Source organism: Streptomyces sp. MI02-7b (assembly GCF_033793585.1).
Classification (GTDB): domain Bacteria; phylum Actinomycetota; class Actinomycetes; order Streptomycetales; family Streptomycetaceae; genus Actinacidiphila.
In genome coordinates this window covers 292,732-314,202 of sequence record NZ_JARAWX010000007.1, presented here as the reverse complement: position 1 = coordinate 314,202, position 21,471 = coordinate 292,732, and the positions used below count along the sequence as shown (strand labels likewise).

The window sequence follows — 21,471 nt, the reverse complement described above, 5'->3', positions numbered from 1 at the left end:
TCGCATGGCCGGACTCGGCTCGCTACCGGACACGATCCTGACCCGCTCCGTCATCATCCGCATGCGCCGCCGCGCCCCCAACGAGCACGTAGAACCATTCCGGCAGCGCATCCACGAAAAGGAAGGCCACAAACTCCGCGACCGCCTCGCCCGCTGGGCCCAAGTCTCCCGCGGGGCAGTCGAAGGCAAATGGCCAGAGATGCCAGAAGGCGTCACCGACCGGCCCGCCGACGTCTGGGAGCCGCTACTCGCGGTGGCGGACGCTGCCGGCGGAGCGTGGCCCGCTCGCGCCCGGGCCGCGTGTGCCGAGCTGGTCGCCGCGGCCCAGGAAGACGATCGGGCCTCACTCGGTATCCGGCTGCTGACGGACCTGCGGGACACCGTGTTCTGCGGCATCGACCGCATGCCCACGGCCGCAATCCTCGAATGCCTCAATGCCATGGACGACGCCCCGTGGATCGACATGGGAGGCAAGCCCCTCACCCCGCGCGGACTGGCCCGAATGCTGGGCGAGTACGTCACCGGGGCCAACAAGCCCATCAAGCCCCGACCCATTCGCACTGCTGCCGGCACCATCCCCCGCGGCTACTACGCGGAAGACCTCACCGACGCCTGGACCCGCTACTGCCCTCCGCCCCCTCCCAAGTCCGCTACATCCGCTACACCGCAGCTCAACGGGGGTGAATCCGTAGCGGATGAGCTTCCCGGAATCCGCTACATCACCCCGGAAACCGCTACAGCCGCGCCCGCCGGCCACACCGCGTAGCGGCACCAATCCGCTACACGCTACGAATCCGCTACACAAAACAGGCCCCTGACCTGCGGTGTAGCGGATGTAGCGGATGTAGCGGACTTCTGAGAAGGCCCGAAGAGACACCTTCCTAGGAGACATCCGGATGACGACCGCGATTGCTGCCCCCATCGACCGACTCCTCTACAAACCCGAGGAGGCTGCCGAAGCGCTCGCCATCGGCCGCTCCACCGTCTACGAGCTGATGGCCGAAGGCGCCCTGAAGTACATCAAGTTGGGCCGTACGCGTCGGATTCGGCGCGCCGATCTCGAAGCCTACGTAGCGGCCCTTCCGTCCCAGCACAACTGACCTACCCACGTCCAGAGGCGCCCCGAGCATCGCGCTCGGGGCGCCTTCCGCATGGAGGAGTACATGAGCCCCCGCAAGCCGAACAATGAGTCGTCCATCTACTTCGGCGCCGATGGCTGGTGGCACGGCCGCGTCACAATGGGCGTGAAGAACGACGGAAGCCCTGACCGTCGCCACCGCCGCGCCAAAACCGAACCCGAGATCAAGCGCAAGGTCAAGGAATTGGAACGGCAGCGCGACGAGGGCCGCGCAACCAAGGCAGGCCGCGCGCCGACCGTCGCGAAGTGGATGGAGATCTACCTCACCGACATCGCGAGCCTGAAGCTCAAGCCACGCTCCCTCGATGACTACTGGTCGAAGACGCGCAACGACATCATCCCGGGCGTCGGTCAGCATCGAGTCGACAAGTTGCAGCCGGAGCATCTGGAGCGGATGTACCGCGCCCTACTCGACGCCGGTCACGCTCCCTCGCACGTCGTGAAGGTGCACCGCATCCTGTCCCGCGCGCTCAAGATTGCCCACCGTCGCCGCATGATCAGCGAGAACGTCGCCACTCTTGTGGACCCGCCCAGTGTCGATGAGACCGAGGCGAACCCGTTCACTCAGGAGGAGGCCAAGGCGTTTCTCGAAGCCGCCGCGAAGCGGCCCACCTTCATGCGCTGGATCGTCGGTGTCGGTATGGGATTCCGGCAAGGCGAGACGCTCGGGCTGCGATGGCCCTACGTCGACCTGAAAGCGGAACTCTTCCGCCCCGAGTGGCAGCTACAGCGCCTCACGTGGCGACACGGATGCGACGACCCACACGCGTGCGGAGTACGCCTCCACCGCTTCGACCCGTGCCCACCCGGCTGCACCACACACAAGGGCTACACGCGTGGCTGTCCGAAGCCATGTGCCAAGACGTGCACGAGGCATGCAAGCGCCTGCCCGAGGCGCAAGGAGGGCGGCCTTGTCTTCACTCGCCCCAAGACCAAGAAGAGCCGGAACGCCGTCCCAATCCCGCCCGTCTTCATCCCGTTTCTGGCTGACCACAAAGCCCGACAGGAGGCGATGCGAGCGGCGGCCGGCGAGCTCTGGGAGGAACACCACGTCGTGTTCTCGCGACCGGACGGACGCCCGCTCGACCCGCGCGCCGACTACGACGAATTCAAGGAGCTGCTGGCCGAGGCCGGGATCGATGACCGCCGACTGTACGACGGGAGCCGCCACACAGCGGGCACGATCCTGAACGAACTCGGGGTGGACATGACCACGATCATGGAGATCCTGCGGCACACCCAGATCAGTCAGACCCGCCGCTACGTGAAGGGCCGATCCCACCTGTCGAAGGACGCCATGCGGCGCATGGGCGAGTTCTTCGCACCCGCTCCCACAGAGCCCGATCCGAGCCCCACTGAGACCAGAACTGAGACCGCCGACACCCGCGCGGCCCGATCCCGCCATCGCCGTCGCGTCCGCTGAACGACAAAACCCCAGGTCGGATCCGATCCGACCTGGGGTTTCAGGTGAGCCGCCTTCGGGATTCGAACCCGAGACCTACGCATTACGAGTGCGTTGCTCTGGCCAACTGAGCTAAGGCGGCAAGCTGCCCGAGACAGCTTCGCATCGGCAGCGGGCACAAGTCTACACAGTTCTGAGGGAGGCCCTGACCAGGGTCGGGGCCTCCCGGGTGGCCGGGTCAGCAGGTCTTGCCGGCGGCGGGCGGGGTGCCCTTGAGGAGGTAGGTGTTGACCGCCTTGTCGATGCAGTCGCTGCCCCGGGCGTAGGCGGTGTGGCCGTCGCCCTTGTAGGTCAGCAGGACGCCGGAGTCGAGCTGCTCGGCGAGGGACTTCGCCCAGCCGTAGGGGGTCGCGGGGTCGCGGGTGGTGCCGACCACGAGGATGGGGGCGGCGCCGCGGGCCTCGATGCGCTGGGGGTGGCCGGTGGGGCGGACGGGCCAGTAGGCGCAGATGAGGCTGGACCACGCCAGGTTGTCACCGAAGTGCGAGGAGGCCTCGCGGAAGGTGGACACCGCGCGATCGGCGGCGGGCGGGCCGGTGAGGGCCGGCGGGAGGTCGGTGCAGTTCACCGCGGCGTTGGCGTACATGAGGTTCGAGTAGTGGCCCTGGTTGTCGCGCTCGTAGTACGAGTCGGACAGGCGGAGCAGGACGCTGCCGTCGCCCTTGGCGGCCTTGGAGAGCCCGGTGCGCAGGGTGGGCCACATGCTCTCGTCGTACATCGCGGAGATCACGCCGGTGGTGCCGAGCGCCTCGGTCAGCTTGCGGCTGGAGCCGGTGGGCAGCGGCTTGGCGTCCAGGGAGCGGAAGACGGCGTCGAGGCGGCGGCCGGCGTCGGCGGTGCTCTTGGTGCCGAGCGGGCAGTCGCGCCGGCGGATGCAGTCCTTGGCGAAGGCGTCGAAGGCGACCTCGAACCCGCCGGCCTGGGCGCGGCTGCTTTCCAGGGCGGAGACGGACGGGTCGACGGCACCGTCCAGGACGAGCCGGCCGACGCGCTGGGGGAACAGGCCGGCGTAGGTCGCGCCGAGGAAGGTGCCGTAGGACTTGCCGACGTAGTTCAGCTTCGCGTCGCCGAGCAGCGAGCGGAAGATGTCCATGTCGCGGGCGGCGTCGACGGTGGTGACGTGCTCCAGCAGCTTGCCGGAGCGCTGCCGGCACCCGTTGGCGAAGGTCTTGTCCGCGGCGACGAGCTTGTCGACCTCGGCCTTGTCGTCGGGGGTGACGTCGGTGGCCGAGTAGGTGTCCATCTGCTTGTCGGGCAGGCACACGACCGGCTCGCTGCGGGCGACGCCCCGCGGGTCCATGGCGGCCATGTCGTACCGCGCGGTGACGGCCGCAGGGTAGCCGAAGGCGGCGTACTGCAGGTAGTCGATGGCCGAGCCGCCGGGGCCGCCCGGGTTGACCAGCAGGGAGCCGAGGCGCTTGCCGGGACCCGCGGCCTTCTTGCGGGCGACGGCCAGGTTGAGGTCCGTGCCGCCCGAAGGGTGCTTGTAGTCGAGCGGCGCCTTCATCGTGCCGCACTGCATACCGGGCATGTCCTTGCAGGCCTGCCAGCTGATCTTCTGCTGGTAGTACGGCCGCAGATCCTGCGGGATGTCCGCGGGCAGGGCGCTGAGCGATTCCGCGGCCGACGTGGCCGCGGCGGAATGGCTCGTCCCCCCGGTCGTGCAGGCGGACAGCAGGAACCCGGCGACCGCGAGGACGGTGCCGGAAGTACGGAGCAGGGCGCGCATCAGAGCCTCGGTTCCCTCGTGGTGGTATTTGCGAGCGTATCCGCACGGCCGCGGGCGAACCGTTATCCACAGCCCTCATACGGGTGATTCCGCGACAGAGTCCGAGCACGGTCACGGCCGTCCGGGCCCGTCCAGCTTCTCGGTGACATAGCCCGCGACCAGGGCGAAGAGCCTGCGCCGGGGGGTGATGTTGTCCAGTACCCGCACCTCGGCGGGCGCCCCGCGCATCCGGTCCCGCAGGGCGAGGGCGGAGCTGCGGGCGCTCTCCTCGCCGGAGGGCACGGCGAGCAGCAGCTGCGGGCGGGTCGCGGCACGGTCCGGGTACGCGCCGCCGCCGTACGGCCGCGCGGGGGAACGGGCGGCGCCGCCGTCCAGGTCCTGCGGGCCGTCCGGTTCGTAGGCGCCGGAAACGCCGATCGCGGCCGCGTACCGGGAGGGGCGCTGCAACTGCCCGCGCACCACGCACTCCGCGTCCTGGCCCACACCGAGCACCGCGCGGGCGGTCCGGCCCGGCAGGACGCGGTAGAGCCGGCCCACCTCGTCGGGCAGCTCCACCGCCCCGCCGCCGCAGCGGGCGGGCATCACGACGACGACGGGGTCGGCCAGGCCGCGCAGCGACTGGGCGGCGAAACCGGCGAACAGGTCCGGGTCGGCGGGGTCGAGGTGGGCGACGACCAGGGGGAAGTACAGCCCGGCGGAGTTCGGGAAGTCGTACTGCGGTGGCAGCCAGACGCGGGTGCCGTCCTCCAGCTCCTCCAGGGTGCCGCCGGAGGGATGCCCCAGGGTGCGCGGCGGGGCGTCGTCCTCCTCGGGCTCCGGGGGCTGTCCGGGCCGGACGTCCGCGGGTGCGGGCGGCGCGGGGGCCGCCGCGACGACCACGTCCCGTGCCCCGTCCGGCCGCGCGAGGTCCGCGAGCGGCGGGAAGGCCGCCGTCAGGAACGCGGCACCGAGGGCCAGGACCGCCCCGCCCGCCCGCAGCGCCGCCCCGCCGTAGGCCACGGGCAGCTCATAGACGCGGCCCGCGCGCTGCTCCCACCAGTGCCGCAGCGCCGAACGGGCGAGCAGCAACGCGGCGGCGCCGGCCAGCACCGGCAACGCGGACAGAAGGACGACCTCGGCCACCATGGGCACGTACGGCACACCACCTCGCGCAGGTCCCCCACAGCCCTCCGGGCACGGGCGGCCACCCACGCCGGAGGCAGGGGCGCGCCCCCGCTCGCTTCGCTCACCCCCGCGGGGACAGGGAGCGGGGGCACCGGACGCCAGCCTGGGGCAAGGGCCCGCGCGGCACCGGGTGACGACGCGGCGGAACGCAGACGATCACCCGTCCGCCGCACAAATGAGCAGGTCGGCGGCCCTGCGGGGGCGTCCGCGACGACGGCGCCGTCAGCCGGCCCGCAGCGCCAGCGTCATCGCCTCGACCGCCAGCAGCGGCGCAACGTTCCGGTCGAGCGCGTCGCGGCAGGCGAGGACGGCCTCGATGCGGCGCAGTGAGTTCTCCGGACGGGAGCCGGACGCGATGCGCTCCACCGCGTCCCGCGCCTCGACGTTCGCGATGGCCACGGACGTGCCGACCTGCAGCGCCAGCACATCCCGGTAGAAGCCCGCCAGGTCGGTGAGGGCGAGGTCGAGGGTGTCGCGCTGGGTCCGGGTGGAGCGGCGCTTCTGGCGGTCGGCGAGGTCTTTCATCACGCCCGCCGTGCCGCGCGGCATGCGGCTGCCCGCCCCCGCGGAGGCGCCGAGCGCGGCGCGCAGCTCCTCGGTCTCCTTGCCGTCGAGCTCCTCCGACAGCTGCTTGGCGTCCTCCGTCGCCGCGTCCACGAGCTCCTGGGCGGCCTTGAGGCAGCCGCCGACGTCGTCCACGCGCAGCGGCAGCTTCAGCACGGCCGCGCGCCGCGCCCGGGCCTGCTCGTCGGTGGCCAGCCGGCGCGCCCGGTCCATGTGGCCCTGGGTGGCGCGGGCGACGGCCTCGGCGACCCGCGGGTCGATGCCGTCACGGCGCACGAGCGCATCGGCGACCGCCTGGACGGGCGGGGTGCGCAGCACCAGGTGACGGCAGCGGGAGCGGATCGTCGGCAGCACGTCCTCGATGGAGGGCGCGCACAGCAGCCACACCGTGCGCGGCGCGGGCTCCTCGACGGCCTTCAGCAGCACATTGCCGGCGCCCTCGGTCAGGCGGTCGGCGTCCTCCAGGACGATGACCTGCCAGCGGCCGGACGCCGGGGACAGGATGGAGCGGCGCACCAGGTCACGGGTGTCCTTGACGCCGATGGAGAGCAGATCGGTGCGCACCACCTCGACGTCGGCATGGGTGCCGATCAGTGTGGTGTGGCAGCCGTCGCAGAAGCCGCAGCCCGGCACGCCGCCCAGGGCCCGGTCCGGGCTCACGCACTGCAGCGCGGCGGCGAAGGCGCGTGCCGCCGTGTCGCGGCCCGCGCCGGGCGGCCCCGTGAAGAGCCAGGCGTGAGTCATCTTCGACGCGGACGGCAGGGCGGTGCCCGCGGCGGCGGCCGTCACAAAGGCGTCGGCGTCACGCGCGGCGGCGGCAAGCTGCTCCGTCACCCGCTCCTGGCCGACCACGTCGTCCCATACCGCCATCGTGCCCGTCCGTCCTGTGGTGCTCCTCGGTGTCCTACGGTTCCACCATTGTCGGGCACGGCACCGACAGCCCCGCCTCCGGCGGACTCAGCCCGCCGCCCTGCGGTGGCGGCTGACCCTGCGCGCGGGGCGCCGCCTGCGCAGCAGCACCGCCGCGGCCCCGGCCCCGCACAGCGCGGCCGCCGACAGCGCCGCCCCGACCGTGCCCGCCGTCCCCGACGACTCCCCCAGGGTGCCCGAGGCCGCCGACAGCGGACCCTGGCCCGGCAGGGCCGCGGCCATCGACGCGGCGGGCACCGGCGTGTACGAGGGCACCGGCGAGGCCGGCGCCGCCGGTGCGGGCGTCGGCGTCATCGCCGCGCACGCCACCGTGAAGCCGCGTGGCTTCGCGCCCTCCCCCAACCACGTCAGCCGGTAGCCGCCGTTGGCGAGCACGATGCGGGCCGAACTGCCCGTCCCCTCGTCCCCCGTCACAAAGGTGCCGTTCATCGCCGGGCCGCCCTTGGCGCGGTCCACGGCCCAGTTGACCGCCTGCCCCGGCTCGAAGCCCTCGCCGCGCAGGTGGAAGGTGCACACCGTGGCCTTGTCGCCCCGGGTCCTGCCCAGTTCCTCGTCGTAGACGGCGACCGTGCCCTTCCCGCCACCGCTCTCCTTGGTGGCGTACGCGACCGGGCCGAGGGCCACCAGGGCCGCCAGCCCGGCGAGGACGACCGCCGTGACGGAAGGGATGCGCATGGGGAGAGTTTCCCGGATTCCCCCGGCGACGCCAAAGCGGGGTGGTCATGGGGGGAGTGGCAGGGACGGATCCCGTGCCTGACGGGCCCTCACATGGCGGGCTCCACGCGGCTTCTCGGTGCCGGGTCCGTCCCGCCCGTCACCGGGAGGCAGGCAACTGGCCTCGCTCCCGTCCCGCGGCATGACGTGACGCTCAGAGCGGGAGGCGGTGGACGCCGCCCGCGACGGCGCGCTGCGCAGGGGCGTCGGTGCCGGTCCAGCAGGAGCCGCGGCGGGCCAGGAGCCGCCGCAACCACACCTCGGTGGCGACCAGTTCGGCGAGGCCGTCGGTGGCGACGGCCTCCCCGCCCGCGGCCGCGCGCAGGGCGGCGCGGACGACGCCGGCCTCGACGAGGCCGGCGTCGGCGAGGAGCGGCGCGTCGAAGAGGTCGAGGAGGCCGTCGACGGAGGCACGCAGACCGGTGCGGGCGGCGGCGGCCGCGGAGACCTGGGAGGTGGCGCCCCACCCCGGGGGGAGGTCGCGGATGCCCGCGCCCTCCAGGACCGAGCGCAGCACCGTGGCCCGGGCACCGGGCTGGACGCGCAGGGTCTCGGGGAGCGCGCGGCAGGCGCGGACGACCTGGTTGTCGAGAAAGGGGGCGTGGATCCGCTGGCTGCGCACTTCCGCGGCCTGCTCGAAGACGCGGTGGTCGGCGGCGTGCCGGGCGAGCGCGGCCTGCGCCCGGCGCTCACCGGGGCGTTCGACCGCGGTACGGGGGCGGGCGGCCGCCTCCTGCAGGCGAACCGATACTTCAGCCAGCGCCTCGCCGGTGAGCCAGCGCGCCGCCGGGCCCGGACGGCACCACGCGAGCGCCGCCAGGGAGGCCTGGAGAGGGCCGGCGTGCTCGTCGAAGCGGCGTGCCATCAGCTGTGCGGCGGCGTTCTGCACACCCTGTTGATAACTCGTGCGGGCCAGCCGCCGCGCCGCGCGGTAGACCGTGAACGGGACGAACACCGAGCGGCCCGCGGGCCCGTCGGCGCGGGCGAGGGCCGTGACAGGTCTCAGCAGGCTGCGGCGGCGCCGGTCCAGCAGCAGGTCGGCCAGGCGCGCCGGGTGCGCGTCGAGCACCTGGCGGGCGCCGTGCCCGACGAGGTGGTCGGCGCCGCCCGCCGCGAGGCGCAGCCGGTGCCGTCCGGCGGCCACCAGGGAGGGTCCGGGTTCGTCGGTGAGGGGGACGGCGTCGAGGTCGGCGTAGGGCAGCGCCCGCGCGCCGCCGGGCACGACCACGTGGTGCAGGCGCGGGTCGGCGGCCAGGGCGCGGGCCCGCTCCAGCTCGGCCTCACGGGCCGGACCGCCGCCCGCGGTGAGGTCGTTGAAGGTGACCGCGAGCAGCCGCTGGCCGGCCGCCGCGCCGTGCCCCAGTGGGGTGCCGGGCATGCCGGGCAGTCCCGCCGCCAGCAGGGCGAGCGTGGAGGAGGCGCTGCCGCCGGACAGGTCGGAGCCCACACCGGGCGCCGGTTCCTCGCCGGGCTCCGGTACGAAGCGGGGCTGTGCCAGCCGGGCGCGCACCGCGTCCACCAGGGCGTCCCGCACGCCGGCGATCGCTCGCTCCGGCGGCACATGGGCGGCGGGAGTTCCGGCCACCGCCAGGGAGGCGGTCGGCTCGTAACCGCTCACCTCGGGCACCGCTTCCCGCAGGATCAGCGCGTGCCCCGGCGGCACCCGGCGCACGCCCGCGTACGGCGTGCCGTCGCCCAGCGCCTCGGGGGAGTCCGGGCAGGCGAGCAGCGCCGCCAGGTACGTGACGTCGAGCGCGGCCTCGGTCAGGTCGGCCAGCGGGAGCGCCGCCGTGGCGTACGCGGTGCCGCGCGCCCACCGGGTGTGGAACACCGGCCGGGCGCCCGCGAGATCGCCGAGCACGGTGATCCGGCGCCCTATCTGCAGGACGCACGTGTAGCTGCCGGCCCAGGTGGTCAGGTGGCGCAGCGCGCCGCCGCGCGCCGCGAAGAGCCCGACCCGCAGGTCGGCGTCGGAGGCGGCGCAACGGCCCAGCACGGCCAGCCGGGCGACGGAGCCGTTCTCGGCGTGTACCAGGCGCACCTCGTCGGCGCGCCAGTCCCCCACGGCCCACAGCGGATCGGGGTCACTCCACAGGAGTTGGGCGCCCACCGGAAGCAGTGTGCGGCCGCGCGCCCCGGGGACCTGGCCCACCGCGGCGTTGCTCCAGCCGACCAGCCACCGCATCGCCCGCCTCCACAGGTTGTGGACCAGGGGGGCCTCTTCGTGGACAACTGGCCCCCGCGGCAGGCCGAACTGCCGCTCCGTCCGGGGAACATGCTGCCACGGAGCGGCGCGAAAGGAGGCGCATGAGGGCATGGTCGAGCGCCGGGCCCCGTGCGACGCACGGTCCGGCGAGGGGCCGTTTAGGCCCAACTCCCCGCTGATCAGAGCCACTTCACACACACCGACGGACTTGAAACGTCGTTTTCAGGCCAATGTCCCACCAGCCCGCATTCGTCCGTTGTGTGCCATGTGGGCGGCGCGGTCCGGGAGGCGCGGCACGCCCCCCGGACCGGTCCGCCACCCGCGGGGATTGTGGTGGCGGAGCCCCCTGGCCCGCTGCTGCCCCCCATAGCCGCACATGAGAGCCGCGGGCCGACCCACGGCACCATGGAAGCGCCACCGTACGAATCGGCACAGAGCGCGCGGATGGGCGCACGGCCGCATACGCCGGTAGCACGCGCCACCAGCAGGAGTCGCGAGGCCGCATTCAGGGCAGGAATCTCGCCATCCGGGACAACAGCTCTTAACGGTCGGGATGCGGAGAACTACCCTGGGTTCACCCGAGAAGCGAAGGTCCCGGCGGCTCGGGGTCCGGCGCATGCCCTCGGGCGGCGGCGGTCCCCGCTCGTCTCCACAAGAGACGCCGGGGCGGCCGTTGTGGTGCGTCGAGAGGGTGTGACAGACGTGGCAGGCGTACACGGCCCTCGCGCTTACGGCGAGAGGCGGTAGTGGTCATGACCAAAGAACCCCGAGGGCCCAACGAGAAACTCGGCACCCTTCTCGCCCTGGCCGGCATCAGCAACGCTGGACTCGCCCGCCGGGTCAACGACCTGGGTGCCCAGCGCGGGCTGACCCTGCGGTACGACAAGACCTCGGTCGCCCGCTGGGTGACCAAGGGCATGGTCCCGCAGGGCGCCGCCCCGCACCTCATCGCGGCCGCCATCGGCAGCAAGCTCGGCCGCCCCGTGCCACTGCACGAGATCGGCCTGGCCGACGCCGACCCCGCGCCCGAGGTGGGCCTCGCCTTCCCGCGCGACATCGGGGAGGCGGTGAAGTCGGCGACCGACCTGTGGAAGCTCGACCCCGGTCGGCGCGGCCCGGGCGGCGGCGGCATCTGGCAGAGCCTGGCCGGCTCGTTCGCGGTCAGCGCCTACGTCACGCCCGCCTCCCGCTGGCTGATAACCCCGGCCGACGCCCGCGTCGCCCGCGAGGACCCGGCCCCGGGCACGCACCACGTCGGCCACTCCGACGTCGGCAAGCTCCGCGAGGCCGCGGAGGACGCGCGCCGCTGGGACTCCAAGTACGGCGGCGGCGACTGGCGTTCGGGCATGGTCTCGGAGTGCCTGCGGGTCGAGGCGGCGCCGCTGCTGCTCGGCTCGTACTCCGACGACGTCGGCCGGTCGCTGTTCGGCGCCACGGCCGAACTCACCCGGCTGGCCGGGTGGATGGCCTTCGACACCGGACAGCAGGAGGCCGCTCAGCGGTACTACATCCAGGCGCTGCGGCTCGCCCGCGCCGCGGCCGACGTCCCCCTCGGGGGCTACGTCCTGGCGTCGATGTCGCTGCAGGCCACCTACCGCGGCTTCGCCGACGAGGGCGTCGACCTCGCCCAGGCGGCCCTGGAGCGCAACCGCGGGCTGGCCACGGCGCGCACGATGTCGTTCTTCCATCTGGTCGAGGCCCGCGCCCACGCCAAGGCCGGGGAGAGCCACGCCTGCGCGGCCGCGCTGGCCGCCGCCGAGTCCTGGCTCGACCGCGCCCGCGACGGCGACGCGGACCCGGCCTGGCTCGGTTTCTACTCCTACGACCGGCTCGCCGCGGACGCCGCGGAGTGCTACCGCGATCTCAAGGTGCCCGGCCAGGTGCGGCGGTTCACCGAGACGGCACTCGCCCGGCCCACCGAGGAGTTCGTGCGCTCGCACGGGCTGCGACTGGTCGTCTCGGCCGTCGCGGAGCTGGAGTCCGGCAACCTGGACGCGGCCTGCGCGGCCGGGGTCAAGGCGGTCGAGGTCGCCGGGCGGATCTCCTCGGCCCGCACCACCGAGTACGTGCGGGACCTGCTGCACCGGCTGGAGCCGTACGGCAACGAGCCGCGGGTCGCGGAGTTGCGGGAGCGGGCGCGTCCGCTGCTGGCGGCGCCGGCGTAGGAGGCGTCGTCACGCACCCCGGCACGCCTTCCTTCGCGGGCCGGGGTGGCTGTTCCCCGCCCTGACCGGCTCTCCCGGCGCGGCGGGGCCGCTCCCCACCACCCCGCGGAAACCCGCTCCCCCTCTGTCGTGGCAGTGACATACGCTGCCCTGCGGCCGCGCCCTTCACATCGTCCCCACACGGACGGCGTGCAGGCGTCGCGCGGCCCGGTTCGGCACCCGGTGCGTCCACCGGGCTCTCAGTGGGGGTACACATCACCGTGCGCACGCGCACCGCCTCGACCGCGCTCGCGGTCGTGTTCAGCTCGGCGGCCCTGGTCGCCGGCACCGTGAGTCCCGCCGCGGCGGACTCCAGCAAGGCCCTGCCCATCGCCTCGTACGGCGACATCGCCGTGGACGGCGCCCACAAGCGGGTCTACATCAGCGACCCCGACGGCAACAAGGTCGTCGTCACCGACTACACGGGCAAGCCCGTGGCGACCGTGCCGAATCTGCCCGGGGTGCGGGACCTGGCGATCACGCCCGACTCGCGCACCGTCTACGCGGCCGTCCCGGGTGAGGACGCGGTCGTGGCCATCGAGACGTCCACCGCCACCGCGGCGGCGCACTACCCGACCGGGGAGAACACCGACCCGCAGACGCTGGCGGTCGCGGGCGGCCGGGTCTGGTTCATGTACGGGCAGCAACCGTCCCACCACCTGGGATCGTTCGACCCCGCGTCGGGCACCCCGGAGATCGCTCTCGACCAGCTCCCGGGCGTGGGCTTCTACGACGCCCCCGAGTTGGAGTCGGCCGGGAACACCCTGGTGATCGGCGTCCACGGCACGTGGTCGGGTCTCGCCGTGTACGACGTGTCCTCCGGCGCCCCCGTACTGCGCAAGCAGGGCATGCCGGCCGAGGCCGACAACTACATGAGCGACTTCGCACTCAGCGGCGACGCCAAGAAGATCGTCGCCGCCTCCGGCGAAATGCCCTATGCGGCGACCGCGATCAACACCGACGACCTCAGCCGCACCGGTGCCTACCCGGTCGAGGCGGCCAACCCGAACTCCGCCGCGATCGCGGCGGACGGCACGATCGCCGTGTCCGCGTTCAGTTGGTACGACAAGGACATCTACGTCTTCAAACCCGGTGCGAAGACGCCCTACCGCACCTACACGTACGGCCAGGGCACCGCGGGCGGCGACACCATCGTCGGCCAGGGGCTGGCCTGGGCCCCGGACGGAAGCAAGCTGTTCGCCCTCGCGAACGGCTACAGCGGCACCTATCTGCGGGTCCTGGACAACGCGACCCGCTACCCGGTCAAGGCGACCGTCTCGGCGCCGGCCAAGGCGACCCGGGCGAAGAAGCTCAGCGTCACCGGCAAGCTGGCCTCCGCCAAGTCCTTCCCGTCCGGTGCGAAGGTCACCGTCACCCGCACCGACATCGTCTCGCCCAAGGGCAAGTCGCTCGGAACGAAGACGGTCAGCTCCTCCGGCGCGTTCTCCTTCACGGACATACCGCCGGCCGGCGGCAACGTCACCTACACCGCGCAGTACGCGGGCGACGCCACGCACGCGCCGGCGTCGGGCAAGGACACGGTCGCCGTCTCACGGGCCGCCACCTCCTTGAGCCTCAACCACAACGGCACGCTGTACGCGTACGGCGCCGACGTCTCGTTCACCGCGCACCTGGGATCCACGTACCAGAACCGCACGGTGCAGATCTGGGCAGACCCGTTCGGTCCGGACAAGCCGAAGAAGCTGGTGCGGACGGGCAAGGTCAACTCCAAGGGCAACCTGTCCGTCACCGTGGACATGACCCGCGACATCACGGTGACGGCGGTCTTCGCCGGTGACGCCCGCTCGGCCTCCAGGACGGTCACGGCCACGGCGTACGCCAAGGTGAGGGTGGCGACGACGATCGCCAAGCAGTACAAGACGGCGAAGATCGGCTCCACTTCCTACGCGTACTTCCACAAGAAGACCAACCCGGTCTTCACCACGACCATGACGTACTACAAGGGCCGCGCGCAGCGGCTGAACCTGGAGTTCTCCTACCAGGGCCGGTGGTACGACGGGGGATCGCAGTACTTCGCGCTCGGCACCAACGGCAAGTCCGTCGTGACCCTGACCGGTACGCACGAGACCGGTTTCCGGATGCGCGTGCGCTCCTCGTACGTCAACGGCTCCTCGGGCGACACCGTGAACTCCACGACCTACGGCGCCTGGAAGTACTTCTCCTTCACCACGTAGCCCGCGGCCGGGCGGCACTCCTCGGCACGCTTCGCACGGAAGGGCCCCACCGGCGTGGGGCCCTTCCGCCGTGCGCGGACGGGCGCGCCGGTCAGCTGTGATGTTTCTGTGACGCGTCCATGTACAACGAAGCCGGTGTTCCGCGGGTCTGAAGGACGTGTGCCCAGGACGGCACACACGAGGTATACCGAGACCCGACAAGGAAGCGTTGATGAGACGTTCCGTCCGCAGTTCCGTCCCCCGGGCAGCCCGCGCGCTCGCGGCGGTCGCTGTCCTGGCCGCCGGGTTCGGAGCCGCCGCGCCCGCCGTCGCCGCCGACGGCACCCCGCTGCCGGTCACCATCACCGGCGCGAACCGCGTCGACCTCTCGCTCCAGGGCGGCGACGACGACCCGAGCGAGCCGCAGGTCACCCTGCGCCTCGCGGCACCCGGCGACGACGAGCCGGGCGACGACGGCGTGATCCCGGTCGTCCACGAGGGCGAGTACAAGATCAGGATCGACGCCACGGCGCTCGCCGGCGTCGCGGCCGTCAAGCTGCCCTGCGCGTCGAGCGGTCTGACCGCCGTCTGCGAGGGCAACACCATCAACGCCGGCGAGCTGGCCAACCGCCTCGGCGGCATCCGGCTGGACCTCGACAGCCAGAGCGAGGCGGGGGACTTCGGCTCCATCAAGGTCACCGGCGAGGGCGAGGGCGTCGCCTTCACGCCGCTCACCATCGACGTGCTCGTCGGCGGCCCCGAGCTCCTGGGCCGCAGCCTGACCGAGCCCAAGGGCTTCGCCGCGGGCGACACCTACGACGCCCCGGTCGGGTTCCGCAACGCCGGCGGCATGGCCGCCGACGGCGCCGTCCTGCGCTTCCACGGCTCACGCGGGCTGAGCTTCCCCGACAGCTACGGCAACTGCGCCTACAAGCAGACCACCGACGGGTCGCTGCTGTACCAGGGCACGGACGCGATCTGCACCTTCGACGGGGTCTACAAGCCCGGCACGGCGTACGCCCTGGCCGAGCCGCTGAAGGTGAAGACGGCCGGCTACGCGCTCGGCGACGTCTTCAGCTACGGCTTCTCCGCGGTCAGCGCGCAGAAGGCCAAGGCCCTGCTGACGGGCGACGACTACACGCCCGGCACCGGCGCACCGCTGACCCTCAAGGAGGTCCCGGGCGCCCCGGCCGGCGACTACACCCGCTACTCCGAGCTGGACCTGCCCAGCCACAACACCTACGACCTCGTGCTGACCGGCGCCACCGCGCGGGGCGGGGCGGGCGACACGGTGAAGGCGGACATCGGGTTCCGCAACGACGGCCCCGCCTGGATCAGCGCGCTGCGCTCCGGCGGTGAGCCGCTCGGCTTCACGGTCGGCGTGCCCGCGGGCGCCAAGGTGACCAAGAGCCCGAGCAGCTGCCGCTCCACCACCCTCAACGAGGGTGTCAAGGGCTACCTGTGCTGGGTGGACACCCCGCTCCTGGAGAACACGAAGCTCTCCTTCCCGTTCGAGCTGCGCATCGACACGGTCGTGGAGAACGCCAAGGCCAAGATCACGCTGCCGGCCTGGAACAACCCGGTCGAGCCCAACCAGTCCAACAACACCGCGTGGATCGTCCTGAACCCCCGCGACGACGACGGCTCGTCGACGGACGGATCGACCTCCGGCGGCACGTCGCCGAGCCCGAGCGCGAGCCCGTCCTCCTCCGACGACGGCTCGTCCGTCTCGGGCGGCACGTCCGGCGACAGCGGTTCGGCCTCCTCCGGGGGCGACTCCGGGGGCGGCGGCCTTGCGTTCACCGGCGCCGGCGGCGCGCTGACCATCGGCGGTGCCGCGCTCCTCACGCTCGGCCTGGGCACCGCGATCGTGGTGGTCGTCCGCCGCAAGTCCGCTGCCTGACGCCCGCACAGCAGGTCACGACGGCCGCCGCACCGCTCCCGGTGCGGCGGCCGCCGCCGTCCGCGGGACAACCACGTCACACCGGTCCGCTCGCAGGTTTGACGGGGGCGCGGGCGGGCCAAGCCTCAAGCGGGAGGTGACCGCGCGCATGGACACCGCGGACGTCGTCGTGATCGGCGCCGGCATCGTCGGCCTGGCCACCGCGTACGCGATCACCCGTGCGTCGCCCCGCACGACCGTGGCCGTGCTGGACAAGGAACCGGGCCCGGCCCGGCACCAGACCGGCCACAACAGCGGCGTGATCCACAGCGGCATCTACTACCGCCCCGGCTCGCTCAAGGCGCGCTACGCGACGCAGGGCGCCGCCGAGATGGTGAAGTTCTGCGCCCGGCACGACATCCCGCACGAGGTCACCGGCAAGCTGATCGTCGCCACCGCGCGCGAGGAGCTGCCCCGGCTGCACGCCCTGGTGCAGCGCGGCCGGACGAACGACATCCCGGTCCGCGAACTGGGCCCCGCCCAGATCGCCGAACGCGAACCGCACGTCGCGGGCCTCGCCGCCATCCACGTCGGCACCACCGGGGTGTGCGACTTCACCGCGGTCGCGGAGGCGATGGCCCGCCTCGCCACCGAGTCCGGCGAGGCGCGCACGGCGTACGGCACCGAGGTCCGGGCGGTGCACCGCGACGGCGGCACCGTGATCGTCGAACCAGCCGCCGGACCCCCGATCCGCGCGAAGGCGCTCGTCAACTGCGCCGGCCTGCAGTCCGACCGGATCGCGCGGCTGGCCGGCGACGACACCACCGGGGTGCGGATCGTGCCGTTCCGCGGCGAGTACTACGAGCTGGCCCCGGCCCGCAACCGGCTGGTGCGCGGCCTGGTCTACCCGGTGCCCGACCCCGCGTTCCCCTTCCTCGGCGTCCATCTGACCCGCGGCATCGACGGCACCGTGCACATCGGCCCCAACGCGGTGCCCGCCCCGGCCCGCGAGGGCTACCGGCGGCGCACGGTCAGCGCGCGCGACCTGCTGGAGACGGCCCTGTTCCCCGGCACCTGGCGGATCGCCCGCCGGCACTGGCGGTACGAGGCGGGCGAGCTGCGCCGGTCGCTGTCGAAGCGGGCGTTCACCGACGAGGTGCGCCGGCTGCTGCCCGAGGTGACCGCCGCCGACCTCGTGCCGTCCGCCGCCGGTGTACGGGCCCAGGCGGTGCTGCGCGACGGGGAACTCGTGGACGACTTCCTCTTCGCGGGCAGCGGCCCCTTCGTGCACGTGCTCAACGCCCCGTCGCCCGCCGCGACCGCGTCGCTGCCGATCGGCCGGGAGATCGCCCGGCGGGCACTGGAAGCCGCGGGGCACACGTAAAATCGACGCACCATGTACAAGCCCCACACCCCCCACTTCCCGGGCGGCCCCGCCTCCCACCCGCATCCGGACGCGCACACCGAGCAGCGCATCCGCACCTTCCACCCCCGCCGCGGCCGGGTCACCCACGGGCAGCAGGCGGCGCTGGAACGGCACTGGGCGGACTGGGGCGTCGACATCGACGGCAGCCCGCTGGACCTCGGCGAACTCTTCGCCGACGCGGACCTCGCCGACGACCGCCCGGTGGTCCTGGAGATCGGCTTCGGCATGGGCGACGCCACCGCGGCCATGGCCGCCGCCGATCCCGGCACCGGGATCCTCGCGGCGGACGTGCACACCCCCGGGCAGGGCAACCTCATCCGTCTCGCCGAGCGGAACGGCCTGTCCAACATCCGGGTCGCCAACGGCGACGCCGTCATCCTGCTGCGCGACATGCTCGCCCCCGGCTCACTGGCCGGGCTGCGGGTCTTCTTCCCCGACCCCTGGCCCAAGGCGCGGCACCACAAGCGGCGCATGATCCAGCCCGAGTTCGTGGCCCTGGCCGTCTCGCGGCTGCGGCCCGGCGCGACCGTGCACTGCGCGACCGACTGGGAGCCGTACGCCGAGCAGATGCTCGAGGTGCTCACCGCCGACCCGCACCTCGTCAACGCCCACGGGGAGGGCTACGCGCGGCCGCGCCCGGAGCACCGGCCGATGACCAAGTTCGAGCGGCAGGGCATCGCCAAGGGCCACGTCGTCAACGACCTGGTCTTCACCCGCCGGTAGCACCTGTTGACGTCGGCCGGACACAGGGCGATCGTTGTGGCTCACCAGTGACGTTGCGCGAAACACCGTCGCGCGCCGCAACCACTCCCCCGTAAGGTCGTTGGGTGTCCTCGTACTCGCATTCGCCCGACCCGCCCCTGCCGGGCCCGGCGGCCCACCCGGACGTCCCCGAGTACCCGGAACGCCGGCACGAACCGAGTTTCGCGCTGCCCGCACCCGGCCAGTGGCGCTACAAGCCGCGCCGCCACTTCTGGGAGAACCGGACGCTGCGCCTGGTGGTGCTCTTCTCGGTGCTCGCGCTGTGCGGAGTGATCATCCTGGCCCTGGTGCGGCGGCAGACCGGCACCGAGGGCTTCCTCGTCGGCCTCGCCCTCGCGATCCTGCCCGTGCCGCTGCTCGGCGGCGCCTTCCTGTGGCTGGACCGCGTCGAGCCCACCCCGCTGCGGAACGCCGTCTTCGCCTTCGCCTGGGGTGCGTGCGCCGCCACGCTGGTCGCCATCCTCGCCAACGAGTACGCGACCGAACTGCTGGCCTCGACCTTCACCGCAAGCCCCGCGCAGAGCGACAGCTGGGGCGCGACCTTCGTCGCCCCCTTCGTGGAGGAGAGCACCAAGGGCACCGCGATCCTGCTGCTCTTCCTCTTCCGCCGCCGTGACTTCACCGGCGTCGTGGACGGGGTCGTCATAGCCGGACTCACCGCCACCGGCTTCGCCTTCACCGAGAACATCCTCTACCTCGGCTCGGGCTTCGCCGAGGACCAGGCGCTGGGCGGCGGGGGCGTCGGCCCCACCACCGCCGCGATGTTCGTGGTCCGGATCGTGATGACGCCGTTCGCCCACCCGCTGTTCACCTCGCTGACCGGCATAGGCTTCGGCATCGCCGCGACCTCCCGCCCCGGCCGGGCCCGCCGCTGGCTCGCCCCGATCGGCGGCTGGCTGCTCGCGATGACGCTGCACGGCACCTGGAACGGCTCCGCATCCTTCGGCCCGCTGGGCTTCCTCGCCGTGTACGCGACGCTGATGATCCCGCTGTTCGGCCTGCTGGTCTGGCTCGCGATCTGGTCCCGTTCCCACGAGCTCAAGACCATCCGCACCCAGCTCCCGCTGTACGCCGTGGCCGGCTGGCTGACCCTGCCGGAACCCCTCGCCATCGGCTCCATGAGGGGGCGTTCGCTGGCCCGCGCCGCCGCCCGCCGCGCGCAGGGCCCGGCTGCCGCCCGTACCGTGCGCGAGTACGTCTCCTTCGCCACCTCGCTGGCCTTCCTGCGGGCCCGCGCCAACCGCGGCGCCGCCGGTCCCGACTTCCACGCGCGGGAGCAGGAACTCCTGCACCACCTCTGGGAGCGCAAGACCGTCGCCCAGCCGGCACTCACCCATGCGGCCCACACCATCCGCCCGCCGTACCCCGCCGTGTACGCCTGGGGGCAGCGCCCCGCGGCCCCGTACGGGGCCGCGCCCTACGGGGCTCCGCGCTGGGGAGCCCCGCAGTGGGGGGCACCTCAGTGGGGCGCTCCGCAGTGGGGGTCGGCGGCGTACGGGGCGGGCGGGGGGTGGGGGCAGCAGCTGCCCCCGCAACCTTCACCGGCGGCGCCGGAGGGCCCGGCTCAGGCCCAGACCCCGGCCCCTGCCCAGGCCCCCGCCCCGTACTGGCAGCAGCCGCGCCCCTACCCGTACTCGCAGGGCGGCCGCCACCGCTGATCCCGGGCGCGCCCACGCCCGCGGCGGCGATCGACTGCGGTTGCCGGGGCCCCCGGCCGGGGTTGCAATGGCGATGTGAGCCCCCACACGAGCAGCTCGCCCAGCCCCCGCCACCGCCCTTCCGGCCGGACCAGCTGGAAACGGATGGCGATCGCCCTCATCCCGACGCTGGCCGTCTCGGCCGCGCTCGTGGCCGGGATAGGCGCCGGCGCGGTACCGGTCTCACTGGCGATATCGCCGACGACCGCCACGCTGTCAGGCCAGAGCTTCCAGGTGGCCGCGGACTCCCTGGAAGGCACGGGATTCACCCAGTACCTCGCCGTCGACTCCTCCGCCCGCGGCGACTTCCCCGAGGCCGTCTCCGCGATCGGCTCCGCGGAACTGCACAACCTGTGCCAGTCGGTGGTCAGCTCCCTCCCCGGCATCGGCAAGGTCACCATGCTGATCAAGGCGGGCGGCGGCAGCAAGCCCGTCCACGCCGACCAGCTGATCGTCGACACGGACGCCCTGGAGGGCGACGCGACGTTCCGCAACATCCAGATCGGCGCGGACGCCGCCCAGCTGCCCGGCGACGGCCGCGCCAAGGGCCCCTCCGGCGCCTTCGGGCAGCAGGCCGACAGCGTCCGCATCGACCACCTGCGGCAGACCACACGTTCGATCAACGCCGCCACCTTCCAGCTCAACGGCCTGCACCTGACCGTGAAGAAGGGCGCGCAACCCTGTTTCTGAGGCGTGCCCTGACCCGAATGGGCGAGCGCGTACCGCCGTCGGGGTGATTGCCACCGCGCACCGAGCCACCGATCAGACTGTCCGACGGTTGACCAGGCGTGCAGACCTCTGACGCCCGTCCCTCCGGCCGCACCAGCTGGAAGCGGCTCGCCCTCGTCATGGTGCCGACACTCGCCACCGCCGGCGCTCTCGTCGCGACGATGGCCTCCGGCGCGCTGGCCACGTCCTTCGGGGTCTCCGCCAACTCCTTCCCGGTCGCCGGCGAGAGCTTCCAGATCGCCGCCACCCGGCTCGAAGGCGACGGCTTCGTGCAGTTCGGCGTCGTCGACCGGGGCCGCGACGGGCTCTACCCCGAAGCGCTGTCGGGCATCCGTTCGGCCACCCTCCACCACCTGTGCCAGTCCGTCGTCCAGAACATCCCGCTACTGGGCGCGGTCACCCTGCGGCTCACCTCGACGCCCGCCCACGCGGACCGCCTCATCGCGGACGCCCACGACCTGCGGGGCGACGCCGTCTTCCAGAACATCAACATCGGCCAGGACGCGGGCACCGTGCGCGGCGTGCCCGGCGTGCAGGGCACACCGGGCACGTTCGCCGAGCAGGCCTCCACGGTCGTCATCAACGACCTCCGCCAGACCACGCGCTCCGTCAGCGCGGCCACGTTCAGACTGCCGGACCTGCACCTCACCGTGCGGCGCGGCGACCACTCCTGCTTCTGAGGGGGCCCGC

At 73.0% G+C, this 21,471-nt stretch carries 15 protein-coding genes, 1 tRNA gene and 1 pseudogene; 11 read left to right on the top strand and 6 right to left on the bottom strand.

What is annotated here, in order from left to right:
- Window position 1: 1 nt before the first annotated feature.
- The 3 genes and pseudogenes from PV364_RS14525 to PV364_RS14515 form a co-directional block, all read left to right on the top strand.
- A pseudogene (locus PV364_RS14525) lies at window positions 2-766 on the top strand (DUF3631 domain-containing protein); the annotation flags it as partial.
- Window positions 767-896: 130 nt separating this feature from the next.
- The gene (locus PV364_RS14520; RefSeq protein WP_319660329.1) at window positions 897-1,100 is read left to right on the top strand and encodes a helix-turn-helix domain-containing protein; all 204 of its coding nucleotides are present in this window, start codon (window positions 897-899) and stop codon (window positions 1,098-1,100) included.
- A gap of 63 nt (window positions 1,101-1,163) precedes the next feature.
- Complete coding sequence (locus PV364_RS14515) at window positions 1,164-2,561, top strand: tyrosine-type recombinase/integrase (protein WP_319660328.1); 1,398 nt, start codon at window positions 1,164-1,166, stop codon at window positions 2,559-2,561.
- A 47-nt stretch (window positions 2,562-2,608) separates the two neighbouring features.
- Here PV364_RS14515 and PV364_RS14510 read toward each other — a convergent pair.
- The 6 genes from PV364_RS14510 to PV364_RS14485 form a co-directional block, all read right to left on the bottom strand.
- Window positions 2,609-2,682 (bottom strand) — tRNA-Thr (locus PV364_RS14510).
- Window positions 2,683-2,778: 96 nt separating this feature from the next.
- Complete coding sequence (locus tag PV364_RS14505; protein ID WP_319660327.1) at window positions 2,779-4,329, bottom strand: alpha/beta hydrolase; 1,551 nt, start codon at window positions 4,327-4,329, stop codon at window positions 2,779-2,781.
- A 111-nt stretch (window positions 4,330-4,440) separates the two neighbouring features.
- Window positions 4,441-5,469: a hypothetical protein gene (locus PV364_RS14500; protein WP_319660326.1), complete on the bottom strand. Its 1,029-nt coding sequence runs from the start codon at window positions 5,467-5,469 to the stop codon at window positions 4,441-4,443.
- Between the two features lie 246 nt (window positions 5,470-5,715).
- A complete protein-coding gene (locus PV364_RS14495; protein WP_319660325.1) occupies window positions 5,716-6,927 on the bottom strand; it encodes a DNA polymerase III subunit delta' in 1,212 nt (403 codons plus the stop codon).
- Window positions 6,928-7,014: 87 nt separating this feature from the next.
- Window positions 7,015-7,662 (bottom strand): hypothetical protein, encoded by a 648-nt coding sequence (locus PV364_RS14490; protein WP_319660324.1) that lies wholly within the window; start codon window positions 7,660-7,662, stop codon window positions 7,015-7,017.
- 193 nt (window positions 7,663-7,855) lie between these two features.
- Complete coding sequence (locus PV364_RS14485) at window positions 7,856-9,886, bottom strand: asparagine synthase-related protein (protein WP_319660323.1); 2,031 nt, start codon at window positions 9,884-9,886, stop codon at window positions 7,856-7,858.
- Window positions 9,887-10,659: 773 nt separating this feature from the next.
- Between PV364_RS14485 and PV364_RS14480 the strand changes: the two genes are divergently transcribed.
- The 8 genes from PV364_RS14480 to PV364_RS14445 all read left to right on the top strand — a co-directional run bounded on the left by PV364_RS14480 (window position 10,660) and on the right by PV364_RS14445 (window position 21,461).
- Entirely contained in the window at window positions 10,660-12,072 is a 1,413-nt protein-coding gene (locus PV364_RS14480; protein ID WP_319660322.1) for an MFS transporter, read from the top strand.
- A gap of 260 nt (window positions 12,073-12,332) precedes the next feature.
- Window positions 12,333-14,306, top strand: a complete 1,974-nt coding sequence (locus PV364_RS14475; RefSeq protein WP_319660321.1) for an Ig-like domain repeat protein — start codon at window positions 12,333-12,335, stop codon at window positions 14,304-14,306.
- A 211-nt stretch (window positions 14,307-14,517) separates the two neighbouring features.
- Entirely contained in the window at window positions 14,518-16,188 is a 1,671-nt protein-coding gene (locus PV364_RS14470) for a hypothetical protein (RefSeq protein WP_319660320.1), read from the top strand.
- 148 nt (window positions 16,189-16,336) lie between these two features.
- Window positions 16,337-17,551, top strand: a complete 1,215-nt coding sequence (gene lhgO, locus PV364_RS14465; RefSeq protein WP_319660319.1) for an L-2-hydroxyglutarate oxidase — start codon at window positions 16,337-16,339, stop codon at window positions 17,549-17,551.
- A gap of 12 nt (window positions 17,552-17,563) precedes the next feature.
- Window positions 17,564-18,316 carry a tRNA (guanosine(46)-N7)-methyltransferase TrmB gene (trmB, locus tag PV364_RS14460; RefSeq protein WP_319660318.1) on the top strand — a complete coding sequence of 251 codons (753 nt, stop codon included), beginning with the start codon at window positions 17,564-17,566 and terminating at the stop codon, window positions 18,314-18,316.
- A 104-nt stretch (window positions 18,317-18,420) separates the two neighbouring features.
- On the top strand, window positions 18,421-20,013 hold the full coding sequence (locus PV364_RS14455; protein ID WP_319660317.1) for a PrsW family intramembrane metalloprotease: 1,593 nt from the start codon (window positions 18,421-18,423) through the stop codon (window positions 20,011-20,013).
- A 144-nt stretch (window positions 20,014-20,157) separates the two neighbouring features.
- Window positions 20,158-20,742 carry a DUF6230 family protein gene (locus PV364_RS14450; RefSeq protein ID WP_319660316.1) on the top strand — a complete coding sequence of 195 codons (585 nt, stop codon included), beginning with the start codon at window positions 20,158-20,160 and terminating at the stop codon, window positions 20,740-20,742.
- Between the two features lie 98 nt (window positions 20,743-20,840).
- Complete coding sequence (locus PV364_RS14445; RefSeq protein ID WP_319660315.1) at window positions 20,841-21,461, top strand: DUF6230 family protein; 621 nt, start codon at window positions 20,841-20,843, stop codon at window positions 21,459-21,461.
- Window positions 21,462-21,471 lie beyond the last annotated feature (10 nt).